The sequence below is a fragment of the Brevundimonas sp. ALps5 genome (genome assembly GCF_058681645.1).
On sequence record NZ_CM178744.1, the window covers coordinates 2,391,591 to 2,403,941 of the forward strand.

Consider the following 12,351-nt stretch of genomic DNA (forward strand, 5'->3'; position numbering starts at 1 on the left):
CGCCCGCACCTGAGCCGCCTCAGCGCGGCTCGGGACGTCCGCCCGGCGCCCATTCGGGCTTGAAGTCGCTCGACGCCATCCAGCGCAGGGGCTCGATCAGGGACTGGATCGCCTGGGTCATGAACGGCAGGTCCAGATGGGCGATGTCGTCGTCGGGGCTGTGATAGGTCGGGGTGACCGCCCAGCCCGAGACGGTGTGGGCGACGATGCCCTTGAGCGCGAGCGAGTAGTTGTCCGAGCGCTGGAAGAAGTTCTGTTCCGGATACATGTCCGGCGCGACCAGGGCGCCCTTCTCCTTCAGCGTCGGGCCGAAGTTGGAGCGTTCGAAGCCGGTCATCATCATGACCCCCGCCGGCATCTTCGGATCCTGGGCGCCGATCATCTCGATTTCCAGATTGGCGACGATGTCGGTCAGGGGCACGGGCGGGTGCTCCCCGAAGTAGGTCGAGCCGAGACCGCCGATCTCTTCCGAACCATAGGCGACGAACAGGATGCCGCGCCGGTGCGCCTCGCCGGAGGACAGGGCATGGGCCAGTTCCAGCACCGCCGTCGTGCCCGAGGCGTCGTCATTGGCGCCGTGCATGATGGTCCCGTCGGCGCGGACGCCGAGGTGGTCGAGGTGGGCCGAGATCAGCAGGACGCCTGCGGTCGGATCGCTGCCGGGCAGATAGCCGATGGCGTTGGTGGTCACCCCTTCCTCGCGCCGGACGGCGCCCGGGTCGATCGCGGCAGTGGTTCCGGCCAGGGCTTTCAGCCGATCGTAGTCGGCGGCCGAGACGATGACCGCATCGATCTGGCTCTGCCGGCGTGTGGCCTCGGTCAGACGGATGGTCGGCCGGGGCGGGCGGCTGGCGGCCCGGGCCTTCAGGAAGTCGGTTTCGCGCACGATCACGAGGTTGGAGCCCTTGGTCGCGGCCGCATTGATCCACCCGAGGGCCGCGTTGCCTTCCGGCGGCGCGATCATCACCACCTCGGCGCCGGTAAAGGCGGCGGGATCGTCGCCGCCGACGGTCAGGGCGCCGGAGTTGGGGGTTCCCGAGCCGAGCAGGACGGTCAGCCCCGAACCCTGAGTCAGGGTGATGCCGCCGACGGTCAGGCTGGCGTTCGTGCCCAGGGTGGTCTTCGTCACGCTCGCGGTCTGCAGATACGACGTCATCCCCGGCGCGGTCTGCAGGCCATAGCCCTGGAACATGGCGCCGACATAGGCGGCGGCAACGCCTTCGTCCGGGGTGGCGCTGCCGCGGCCGCGCAGGGCGTCTCCGGCCAGGAAGGCCTCATGGGCGGCGACCCATTCCTGCTTCACCTGCCAACCTGAAGTCTGGGCCTGCGCATGGGCCGAAGCCGAGGTGAGCGCCAGGATCGCGGCGGCGAGAATGGCGTGGCGTTTCGACATGTCAGAGGTCCCCCGAACGACAGGACCGCAGGGTTAGGCGGCGACGATCCGGGCCGTCAAGCGACCGGCGGATTAAGGTTCGGCAAGAAACCGCTCGACGCCGCCGCGCCGTGGATTTAACCGCCGTCACAGCCCCGTTCCTCACGCGAGTTCCGTCATGAAACGCTTCGCCCTCGCCGCCATCGCCATGCTGGCGGTCGCGGTCCCCGCCGCCCAGGTCGACGCCTGGGGATCGACCGGTCACCGGCTCGTGGGCGTCGCGGCCATCCGCGCCCTGCCGGACAGCCTGCCGGCCTTCGTGCGCGGCATGAACGCCGCCGCCGAGGTGGGCGAGCTGTCGCGCGAACCCGACCGTTCCAAGGGCGGCGGCCAGCCCCACGACCGCGAGCGCGACACCGCCCACTTCGTCGATCTGGACGACACCGGCCACGTCATGAACGCCAACGGCATGTCGATCGACGCCCTGCCGAACCTGAAGTCCGAATACGACGCCCAGTTGCTGGCCGCCGGGATCAAGGTCGATGACGCCGGCTATCTGCCCTACGCCATCATGGACGGCTGGCAGCAGCTGGTGCGCGATTTCGGCTATTGGCGCGTGCTCGACGCCGTCGAACAGCGCGAGACCGACCCGGCCAAACGCGCCTGGTATCGCGAGGACCGCCTGCGTCGCGAAGCGCTGGTGATGCGCGACCTCGGCTATCTGTCCCACTATGTCGGCGACGCCTCGCAGCCGCTGCACATGTCGATCCACTACAACGGCTGGGGCGACTATCCGAACCCGGAAGGCTTCACCAACTCGCGGCAGACGCACTCGATGTTCGAGGGCGGCTATATCCGCCGCAACGTCCGTCTGGACGCGGTCGAGGCCGCCATGCCCGCCCCGGCGCTGGACGGTTTCCAGATGAAGCCCTCGATCGTCGCCTATCTGAAGACCGGCGTCAGCCAGGTGGTTCCCTTCTACCGGCTTGAGAAGGCCGGGGCCTTCGCCGAGGGCGACGCGCGCGGCGCGGCCTTCGCGACCGAGCGGGTGGCGGCGGGCGCGGCCGAGCTGCGCGACCTGATCATCCTGGCCTGGCAGGCCTCCGAGACCGCTTCCGTCGGCTGGCCGGCGGTCAAGGTCGCCGACGTCAAGAGCGGCGCCGCCGACCCCTGGGCCTCCCTCTACGGCGAGGATTGAGCCTTGACCGCCGAGGCCGAGACCCTGCTGCGGCAGGCCCAGTCGCACAAGCTCGCCGGCCGCCCGGGCGAGGCGGCGGACGCCTATGAGGCCCTGCTGGCGCTCAGGCCCGACCTGCCCGACACCTGGTTCAACCTGGCGCTGATGCAGCGTCAGGCGGGGCGGCCGGCGGCGGCGCTCGCCTCCTACCAGCAGGCGCTCGACCGCCGCGTCTCGGGCCCCGAGGAGGTCCACCTCAACCGCGCCGTCATCTACGCCGACGACCTGGGCCAGGCCGAGGCCGCCGAGGCGGAGCTGAAGACCGCCCTGGCCATCCAGCCCGCCTACCTCGCCGCCTGGCTCAACCTCGGCAATCTGCACGAGGACAAGGGCGAGCGGGAGCTGGCGCGGGCCGCCTATCGCCGCGCGCTCGACCTCGCCCCGCCCCAGGCCGCGCCCCTGGCCCTGGCCCGCCTCGCCAACGCCACCCGCTTCACCGACGCCGCCGACCCCCTGATCGCCGCCCTGCGCGCGACCGTGGGCCGGACCGGCGCCCCCGACGCCGACGTCGCCGAGGTCGGCTTCGCCCTCGGCCGCGCGCTGGATGAAGTCGGGGCTTACGACGACGCCTTCGCCGCCTATGCCTCGGCCAACGCCGCCAGCCGCCGGGGCCTCGGCGCCCGCTACGACCGGGCCGCCCAGGAGGCCTTCGTCGACCGCGCCATCGCCGCCTTCCCCAAGCCCGCCCCCACGGTCTGGGACCCCACCGGCGCCCCCGTCTTCATCCTCGGCATGTTCCGCTCGGGATCGACCCTGGTGGAGCGGATCCTGTCGGCCCACGACGGCGTGACCTCGGGCGGGGAGCTGGCGCTCATGCCCCGCGTCATCTCAACCATCACCCCCTATCCCGAGGCCGCCGGCGCCGCCTCACGCGACGCCCTCGCCAACTGGCGCCAGACCTATCTGGACCAGCTCCACGCCGCCCGTCCCAATGCGGCGCTGGTCACCGACAAACGCCCCGACAACTTCCTCCACATCGGCCTGATCAAGGCCATGTTCCCGGACGCGAAGATCATCCACACCGTCCGCGACCCCCGGGACATGATCCTGTCCAACTGGTTCCTCCACCTCGACGGCTCGATGCCTTACGCGCTGGACCTCGAGGACGCCGCCCACTGGTACGGCGAGCACAACCGCCTCATGGCCCATTGGAAGTCGCTCTATCCGGACATCCTGACCGTCGATTACGACGCCCTCGTCGCCGATCCCAGGCCGGAGATCGAACGCATCCTGAGCTTCTGCGGTCTCGACTGGCAGGATCAGGTGCTGGACTTCCACGCCGCCGGCGGCATGGTCCGCACGGCCAGCGTCTGGCAGATCCGCGAGCCCTTCTACAAACGCTCCTCCGGCCGCTGGAAGCACTATGAGGCCCACCTCGGCGGCCTGCGGACCGCGCTCGGCCTCTGACATGACCACCTCCGCCCCCAAGCCTCCGGTCGTCATCCTCGACCGCCCCCAGATGGCCGAGAACATCGGCGCCGTCGCCCGCGTCATGGCCAATTTCGGCCTCGACCAGCTGCGCCTCGTCAGCCCGCGCGACGGCTGGCCGCAGGACCGCGCCTGGGCCACGGCCTCGGGCGCCGACTGGGTGCTGGAGGGCGTCACGGTCTTCGACAGCGTCGCCGCCGCCATCGCCGACCTGAATACCGTCTTCGCCACCACGGCCCGCCCGCGCGAGACCCGCCAGCCCGTCCGCACCCCGCGCGAGGCCACCCGCGTCCTCTATGACGATCGCGCCTCGGGCCTCGAGATCGGCCTCCTGTTCGGCGCCGAGCGCGCGGGGCTGGAGACCACCGACATCGCCCTGTGCCACGGCATCGTCACCATCCCCATCGACCCGCGCCACCAGAGCCTGAACCTGGCCCAGGCCGTGGCCATCAACGCCTATGAGTGGCGCACCCTGGTCCTCGACGCCCCGCCGCCGAACTTCCGCGAGGCCGAGCCCCCGGCGACCGGCGACCTCCAGCTCGGCATGTACGAACATCTGGAGCGCGAGCTCGACGCCGCCGGCTTCTTCCACCCGCCCGAGAAGTTCCGCTCCATGAGCCAGAACCTGCGCGTCATGCTCGGCCGCGCCGCCTTCACCGCCCAGGAGGTCGCCACCTTCCGTGGCGTGATCACCGCCCTGTCGAAGGGGCGGGGGCAGAAGCTGCGGAAGCTGGCGGAGGAGGGGAAGCAATAGCTTCCTTCTCCCCTTGCGGGAGAAGGTGGAGCGCGGAGCGCGACGGATGAGGGGTCACGCCGTCCTCTGAAGTCAGCGCCACTTCCCCACTGGACAGTCTGCACGACCCCTCATCCGTCAGCCTTCGGCTGCCACCTTCTCCCGCAAGGGGAGAAGGATCAGGTCACGGAACCCCCGCCGCCTCCCCCTCCGGCAACCCCATCTGCGCGCGCCATTCCTTCCGATGCAGCCGCAGCATCGCGTCATCCAGCGCCCACAACGGCTTCAGCCGTCCATCCTCGTCCCAGAACTCCTCCGCCCACGGATGCTCGGCCGCCCGCACCCGGTCCATGGCCGCGACCTCGGGCCCCAGATGGTCGGCGCGCCAGCGATAGAGGAAGGTCATGTGCCACATCGGCGCCTCCTCCATCGGCCCGCCGTCCATCATCCGGATCAGGTCCCGCGCCAGCTCCCGCGTCGCGTCCCGTTCGCGCAGAAACGCCTCCAGCTTCCGCTCGCCATGCCTGTCCCAGCCCTCCGGCGGGATCGGCGACGGATCGCAATCCCCCCGCATCCCCGGCCCCCGCCGCCACCGCTCCGAGGCCCGCCGCCGCCACAGATTATCCAGCCCGACGTCATACCGCTCGGCCACCGACGCCGCCGTCTCTCCGGCCTCCCACGCCCGCCGCACCTCGCCCCAGGTCTCCTCCGACCGTATCTTCGGCGCCGCCCACCGGCTCATGGCTTGATCTCCCGGCGGCAGGGCAGGTGAGGGGTCTCTAACAGGCCGCCCATGGCGATCCTCCGTGCAGGGTTTTCCAAACCCCATCCTGCCCCCGCCGGCGACCATGCTGAGCCGAATGCATCGAGCGCCCGCATCGCCGCTCCGCAAGCCGTTCAGATCCTTGAGGTTCGCCGCCCGGACCGGACATCGGGCGTGCTTATCCTCCCCACGCAGTGGGGAGGGGGACCGCTAAGCGGTGGAGGGGGCTCTTTCACCTCCCCATTCGCCAAGGCGAATGGGGAGGACAGATCGCGCAGCGATCAGGAGGGGGCGACACGGTGCCTGAAGTGAGGAGCGATATCTCGTGACGCAGGGTGCCTAGTAATTTATCTTCACGGCAATTTCTGAAGTATTTGATCTGTAGTTAGATCCTCCTCCTATAACGGAGTATCTATTCAAGGTCACTGTTTCTCCAATATCCTCATAGAGCATACGTACTGACTTATGGTCCGCGTTACTTATAAGAATTTTTACGCCTCGATTTGATGCCCGCCTTATTGCTCGAGAAAGACGCTCTTGGTCATGCCAAGAGAAAATATTCTCATTATATTTAACAAATCCGTTGTTGTTATGCTTTACCGTGTAGGGAGGGTCCACAAATAGGAAATCATTCCTTTTTGTTCTGTCAATTACAGGCTCAAAGTCAGAATTCAGTATCTCGCAGCCGTCCAGCGATTCTGCTATTCCATCAAAATTATCCGATTTAAGTAAAATCTGATCCTTTGTGCCTTTTGGGACGTTGAACTCGCCCTTTCTATTGACTCTATATAAACCGTTGTAGCAAGATCTATTAAGATACAGAAACCAACCAGCAAGTTCTGTGGGATCTTTTGGGCGATTTGACCTCGTTTTATAATAATATGACTCAGAATGATTGGTGGCGTGTTTGGATAATTCCTCCTGAACACCAATGACGTCAAACTGAATTGCGCGATATGTTCTTATAAGATCTAGATTTAAATCTGAAAGGATCGCTCTTTCCGGTCTGATACTGAAGAAGATAGCTCCGCCCCCGAAGAAGGGCTCGACGTATGTGCCGAAATCCTTCGGTATAAGGTTCTTGTAATTTCGAGCAAGCCATCGCTTTCCGCCAGCCCATTTCAATGGAGGAGTCAGCTCCTCTAAAATCAACGCAGACATCAGGACGCCTGCTTTCGAAGATGGTCCTCGATCAACGACAGCAAATTCATGTCTGCGTCGGAATATGACCTATTGAAAGGGTGCGCATATATCTTGCGCACGTCGTTGAAATCATCGAACCATTTTATGTATTTGGTCAGGCCTTTCTGCTGGCCCGGAAGCGGTATGTTCAGGACCTCTTTGAAGTGAGGCCAATTTTCGTTGGTTTCGACGATTTTCTTAAGCTCAATTACGTCGAGATATGTCTCAAGAGGTGTAGTGCCGTCTGGATCTGTATCCGCCCGTTTGCTGTAGGCTTTGATTTTTATGTCTTTGTTTTTGATTCCCTTTTCGAAGAAGTCAGCGCCGTAGATTTCTCTTAGTCGCTGAATGACATACCGGTGAAGATTGTCGACGATCCATCGGACATACTGATCTCCTTGATCGGTCCGTCCTTTCGATGAGTTCAACCGAAATTCGTCAAGGCCATCCACATTCAGTGAAGGGAGCTGTTCAGCGATTAGAGCTGCGGACTGCAAGAAGTAGCGTTTGGGGCCGCCCGTACCGAAGGTAATTGGGAATCGCGACTTGAACTCCTCATCAGAGGCCTGTTCACAGAAATCGATAAATGGTTTGGCCAGCATTATGGCTTGATCAGCCAAATCTCCTGGATCCACTTCTCGGACGTCAATTCGCTCGACGGTCTCGAGATGGCGAATGAGCTCAGAAGATAGACGGATAAGGGCAGCAACTGCCACGTTATGGCAGAGGGGGACGGCGGAGCCAGCCCAACGGTCAGGGTTCACCCGGCGTATTGCCTCAAAGAAGCTGCTGAGGAAACTCGTAATATTTGAGAGCGTTTCCTCGTGAGTACGTCCCGTGAGCGGGCCGTCAACAAGCCTTCCATCTCGTGCTGAAAGCCGCCCTATAAGCGCACTTTGGAGGATTGCGGGCTTCAGTTGGGGTACCGTCAGGGGCTGCTGACGGCCGCGCATGCCAGGAAGAGCGATGCGATCTTCAAACGGCCCCAAAACTTCACCGCGAAGCATGTCGAGGGCGCGAACGGCGATCGCACTAAGCGCTTCCCGGGGATCTTCGGATCCCCATTTGAGTTCGCCGTCCAACTCATCGAGCAGTTTCTTTTGGACCTGCTTCTGTTCGCGATTGATCGTTGCGAATAGGTTGGCCTCTTCTTCTGCAGGAAGGCGCTCAAAGGCGACAACCGGAATCGCAGGAGCCCTCTCGGGGTCGCCTACTATCGCGGCACCGTAGATCCGATGCTGGCCGTCGATGATCCAGCAACTCTTGTATGTGTCGGGCAAGTAGAGACGGCCAAACTGGACGTCTCCGCCGGGGTCGCGCTCTCCGATGTCAAATCGAAGATTGTGGTGGAAATTCACCAGCACCGAGTTCGCGAAGTAGCCGCCAGCTTCAAGGAACCCGGCGATTTTCTTCAAGCGACCAGGGTTTATCAGCCGCTGATAAGTTGGGGCTCCCGAGGGGTCACGAAGATCTCGGTGGTTCACAAATGCCCGGCGAAGGAGGTCTTCTGCAGAAATGGTGAAGGAGTAGGCCGCACGGCCTCCTAAGCGAAAACGAGACGCCATTACATAGGATTGAGATAAGGCGGGTATGGATTGGCCGCGCAGAAATTCGGCGTGAAACTGATATTTTGCGGCCTTGCCGAGAATTTTGGCTATCTCCATGAAGTACCGAAGCTCGTGTTCGCGAACTACATGAATTTGCCGATCTTTGGCGCGCGCTAGATCGTTCTCTTTCCACCGAATTCTTGCCGTCACCATCAGCCAGATGATCTTTGGCTTATAGTCCGGTCCGCCGTGAGCGCGGATGGCGTTTGCTACCTGCTTCTTGATGGAGTCGAACTCGGAAAGCTCTGCTTGCAGGCTCTTGGATTTCATCGACTCGGCGGACTTGCACTCCGCCACGACCGCCGTTTCATCATCAAGCGCTAGCACGTCGATCTGCTTGGTAATCTTTTTGCCTTCCACATCGACCGTCACTTTAAAGTGGCGGCCTGTGTTCAGCTTTTCGTAGCCGAGCAGATACAGGAGGACCCAAAGCTGGTTTTCGAGCTGCTCGTCCAACCGCTTGGCTCTGCGAACTCGGACCCCGCGCTGCATGTCGCGGTCTTTTTCCCAACCCGCTTCAAGATGTTCGGCTAGCTCGCCTTGGCTGATCCGCTTGATCGAATACGGCTGGCGACGCTTTTTGTACTCGGCGATCCGAGCAGCGCGGGTCTCGGTCAGGCCCTCTGCTGGAATTGTAGCTACGTTGGCTTCTGGCAACTCGCCCCCCGGCTTATCTAGCTTATCTCGGAGGCAAGCTACTGAGAGTTGAGGGGTTTGCCTAGCGTCACCAGAGGTAGCTACCGCCCCTTCCTGAACGCCTCCGCCTTCTCCGCCGCCGCCTCCTGACGCCACTTCTTCGGCGCCGCGCGGTCGACCGCATCGCCCTCCGCCGTCATGACGTCGTTGGCGAACTCCAGGTCCAGAAGCTTGAGCTTCTTGATCTCGTCGCGGAGGCGGGCGGCTTCCTCGAACTCGAGGTTGGAGGCGGCGTCGCGCATCTTGCCTTCGAGGTCCTTGAGGGTGGCCTGGAAGTTGGAGCCGATGAAGGGCTTGCTGTCTTCCTTCACGCCGGCCGGGATCAGGACGCGGTCCTTCTCATAGGGGCTGTCGAGGATTTCCTTGATGTCGCGCTTGACGCTCTCGGGCGTGATGCCGTGTTCGAGGTTGTAGGCCTCCTGACGCTCGCGCCTGCGGTTCGTCTCGGCCATGGCGCGCTCCATCGAGCCGGTCATGCGGTCGGCGTAGAGGATGACGCGGCCGTCGACGTTGCGGGCGGCGCGGCCGATGGTCTGGATCAGCGAGGTCTCGGAGCGCAGGAAGCCCTCCTTGTCGGCGTCGAGGATGGCGACCAGGCCGCACTCGGGGATGTCGAGGCCCTCGCGCAGCAGGTTGATGCCGATCAGGACGTCGAAGGTCCCCAGACGCAGGTCGCGGATGATCTCGATGCGTTCGAGGGTGTCGACGTCGGAGTGCATGTAGCGGACGCGGACGCCCTGTTCGTGCATGTATTCCGTCAGGTCCTCGGCCATCTTCTTGGTCAGGACGGTGACCAGGGAGCGGTAGCCGTTGCGGGCGACCTGTTTGACCTCGTCGATGACGTCGTCGACCTGGTTGCGGGTGGTTCCCGAGACCGGGCGGATCTCGACCGGGGGGTCGATCAGGCCGGTGGGGCGGATGACCTGTTCGACGAAGACGCCGCCGGTGCGCTCCATCTCCCACGGGCCGGGGGTGGCCGAGACGTGGACCGTCTGGGGCCTCATGGCGTCCCATTCGTCGAACTTGAGCGGGCGGTTGTCGATGGCCGAGGGCAGGCGGAAGCCGTACTCCGCCAGGGTGGATTTGCGGCGGTAGTCACCGCGGTACATGCCGTTGATCTGGCCCACGGTGACGTGGCTCTCGTCCACGAACAGCAGGGCGTTGTCGGGGATGTATTCGAAAAAGGTCGGCGGGGGCTCGCCGGGGGCGCGGCCGGTCAGCCAGCGGGAATAGTTCTCGATGCCGGCGCAGGAGCCGGTGGCCTCCATCATCTCCAGATCGAAGCGGGTGCGCTGTTCGAGGCGCTGGGCCTCCAGCAGCTTGCCGTTCTCGATCATCCAGTCGAGCGTCTCCTTGAGCTCGGCCTTGATGCCGGCGGCGGCCTGGTTGAGCGTCGGCCGGGGGGTGACGTAGTGGGAGGCGGCGTAGACGGTGATCTCCTTGAGGTCGGCGGTCTTCTTGCCGGTCAGGGGATCGAACTCCTGGATGCTCTCGATCTCGTCCCCGAACAGGCTGATGCGCCAGGCGCGGTCCTCCTGGTGGACCGGGAAGATCTCGACGACGTCGCCGCGCTTGCGGAACATCCCCCGCTCGAAATGGACGTCGTTGCGCTTGTACTGCAGCGCGATCAGGTCCGCCCGCAGCTTGCCCTCGTCGATCGTGTCCCCGACCTTCAGCGTGAAGGTCATGGCCGTATAGGTCTCGACCGACCCGATGCCGTAGATGCAGGAGACCGAGGCCACGACGATGACGTCGTCTCTCTCGAGGATCGACCGCGTCGCCGAGTGGCGCATGCGGTCGATCTGCTCGTTAATCGAGCTGTCCTTCTCGATGTAGGTGTCGGTCCGGGGCACATAGGCCTCGGGTTGGTAGTAGTCGTAGTAGCTGACGAAATACTCGACGGCATTGTCCGGGAAGAAGGCCTTGAACTCGGAATAGAGCTGCGCCGCCAGGGTCTTGTTGGGGGCGAGGATCAGGGCGGGGCGCTGGGTCTGTTCGATGACCTTGGCCATGGTGAAGGTCTTGCCGGAGCCGGTGACGCCGAGGAGGACCTGGTCGCGATCGCCCTCGGCGGCCTGGGCGACGAGTTCGGCGATGGCGGCGGGCTGGTCGCCGGCGGGGGTGTATTTCGTCTCGAGGCGGAAGCGGCCGCCCTTGCGCTTGCCCTCGTGCGAGGGACGGTGCGGGACCCAATCGTCGGGCGCGCCGGGGGCCTCCTCGGGCGTCAGGCGCGGGCCGGACACCGGGGCGAACATCGGCATGTTCTTCATCGCCCTGGGCATGGCGCCCGCATCGTCGCGGAGAAAGGCGGCGGGAGCCTCCTGCATGCCCGAGCCGGGGACGTGCACGGGCTTCGTGGTCCGGGGCGCGGAGCCTTTGGGCGTCGAGGAACGGTTCATGAACGCAAGATAGGTCCGGAGGGCGGCAGACGCCAGTCAGAGCGCCCGGGACGGCGGAGGGTTGCTGACATCCCCCGGTCAAGCCGGAGGATGACGGGGTGGCAGCAAGTTTCACATCCGGCGACGCTTCGGGGCGGCGGCGTCCTGACCTACCCTTGTACGGGGCGTCGCGTGGATGATTCGGATGAGGCACGGAGTGAAGATGCGGCTGGCGGTGGCAAGCTTGCTGCTGCTGTCCGGCTGCGGGCGGTTGATCCCGGATGCGCCGAAGCCCGCTCCCTATTATCCACCGAGCATGAGCCGGCCGGGACAGACCTCCTACGCCAGCGCGACCGGGGTGATCGGCCAGCCGATCGACGGCGATACGTACCGGCGGCTACGCGGTGCGACGAGCTCGCTGGGCCAGTGCGTGGCCGAGCTGGACGCGGCGCGGGTGACCTTCTCGCCGACGCCGGACCGGGTGAACTCCGAGACCTGCGGCCTGACCGACGCCGGGGTGCTGGGCCCGGACTTCGGCACGGTGGCGCGGATGCAGCCGTCGGACGTGACCATGACCTGCGCCCTGGCCGCCGCCGTCAGCGTCTGGCGCAGGCAGTCGGTCGAGCCGGCGGCGCGGGAGTTCTTTGGATCGGACGTGGTCCAGATCGACCATATGGGCGTCTACGCCTGCCGACCGGTCAACTCACAGGCAGGCAACCGGCCGAGCGCCCATTCGCGGGCGGCGGCCCTGGACTTCGCGGGCGTGCGGCTGAGGGACGGGACGCGGATCACCGTGACCAACGACTGGAATGACCCGGGGCCCAAGGGCCGGTTCCTGCACCGGATCCGCGACGACGCCTGCAAGGTGTTCGGGACCACGCTCAGCCCCGACTACAACGCCCTGCACCACGACCACCTCCATCTGGAGGCGGAGAACAGCCGGTTTTGCCGCTAG

General features: G+C 64.6%; 9 protein-coding genes. 4 read left to right on the forward strand and 5 right to left on the reverse strand.

Annotated elements, in window-relative coordinates; translation table 11 throughout:
- Nucleotides 1-19: 19 nt before the first annotated feature.
- The gene (locus tag ACW172_RS11580) at nucleotides 20-1,393 is read right to left on the reverse strand and encodes a M28 family metallopeptidase (protein ID WP_492031591.1); all 1,374 of its coding nucleotides are present in this window, start codon (nucleotides 1,391-1,393) and stop codon (nucleotides 20-22) included.
- A gap of 157 nt (nucleotides 1,394-1,550) precedes the next feature.
- Here ACW172_RS11580 and ACW172_RS11585 point away from each other — a divergent pair, with 157 nt between their 5' ends.
- From ACW172_RS11585 to ACW172_RS11595, 3 genes are read left to right on the forward strand one after another with little or no spacing between them, the layout of a single operon-like run.
- The gene (locus ACW172_RS11585) at nucleotides 1,551-2,570 is read left to right on the forward strand and encodes a S1/P1 Nuclease (RefSeq protein ID WP_492031592.1); all 1,020 of its coding nucleotides are present in this window, start codon (nucleotides 1,551-1,553) and stop codon (nucleotides 2,568-2,570) included.
- Nucleotides 2,571-2,573: 3 nt separating this feature from the next.
- Nucleotides 2,574-4,016: a sulfotransferase gene (locus ACW172_RS11590; RefSeq protein WP_492031593.1), complete on the forward strand. Its 1,443-nt coding sequence runs from the start codon at nucleotides 2,574-2,576 to the stop codon at nucleotides 4,014-4,016.
- 1 nt (nucleotide 4,017) lies between these two features.
- On the forward strand, nucleotides 4,018-4,791 hold the full coding sequence (locus ACW172_RS11595; protein ID WP_492031594.1) for an RNA methyltransferase: 774 nt from the start codon (nucleotides 4,018-4,020) through the stop codon (nucleotides 4,789-4,791).
- Nucleotides 4,792-4,954: 163 nt separating this feature from the next.
- Here ACW172_RS11595 and ACW172_RS11600 read toward each other — a convergent pair whose 3' ends face one another.
- From ACW172_RS11600 to uvrB, 4 genes are all read right to left on the reverse strand, one after another.
- Nucleotides 4,955-5,512: a hypothetical protein gene (locus tag ACW172_RS11600; RefSeq protein WP_492031595.1), complete on the reverse strand. Its 558-nt coding sequence runs from the start codon at nucleotides 5,510-5,512 to the stop codon at nucleotides 4,955-4,957.
- Between the two features lie 360 nt (nucleotides 5,513-5,872).
- Nucleotides 5,873-6,694, reverse strand: a complete 822-nt coding sequence (locus ACW172_RS11605) for a DNA adenine methylase (RefSeq protein ID WP_492031596.1) — start codon at nucleotides 6,692-6,694, stop codon at nucleotides 5,873-5,875.
- Nucleotides 6,694-8,979, reverse strand: coding sequence for a DGQHR domain-containing protein (locus ACW172_RS11610; RefSeq protein ID WP_492031597.1), 2,286 nt, complete (start codon nucleotides 8,977-8,979; stop codon nucleotides 6,694-6,696). The genes ACW172_RS11605 and ACW172_RS11610 overlap by 1 nt, the downstream gene beginning before the upstream one ends.
- An 80-nt stretch (nucleotides 8,980-9,059) precedes the next feature.
- A complete protein-coding gene (gene uvrB / locus ACW172_RS11615; RefSeq protein WP_492034975.1) occupies nucleotides 9,060-11,288 on the reverse strand; it encodes an excinuclease ABC subunit UvrB in 2,229 nt (742 codons plus the stop codon).
- Between the two features lie 313 nt (nucleotides 11,289-11,601).
- On the opposite strand from uvrB, the gene ACW172_RS11620 reads away from it, so the two are divergent.
- On the forward strand, nucleotides 11,602-12,351 hold the full coding sequence (locus tag ACW172_RS11620; protein WP_492031598.1) for an extensin family protein: 750 nt from the start codon (nucleotides 11,602-11,604) through the stop codon (nucleotides 12,349-12,351).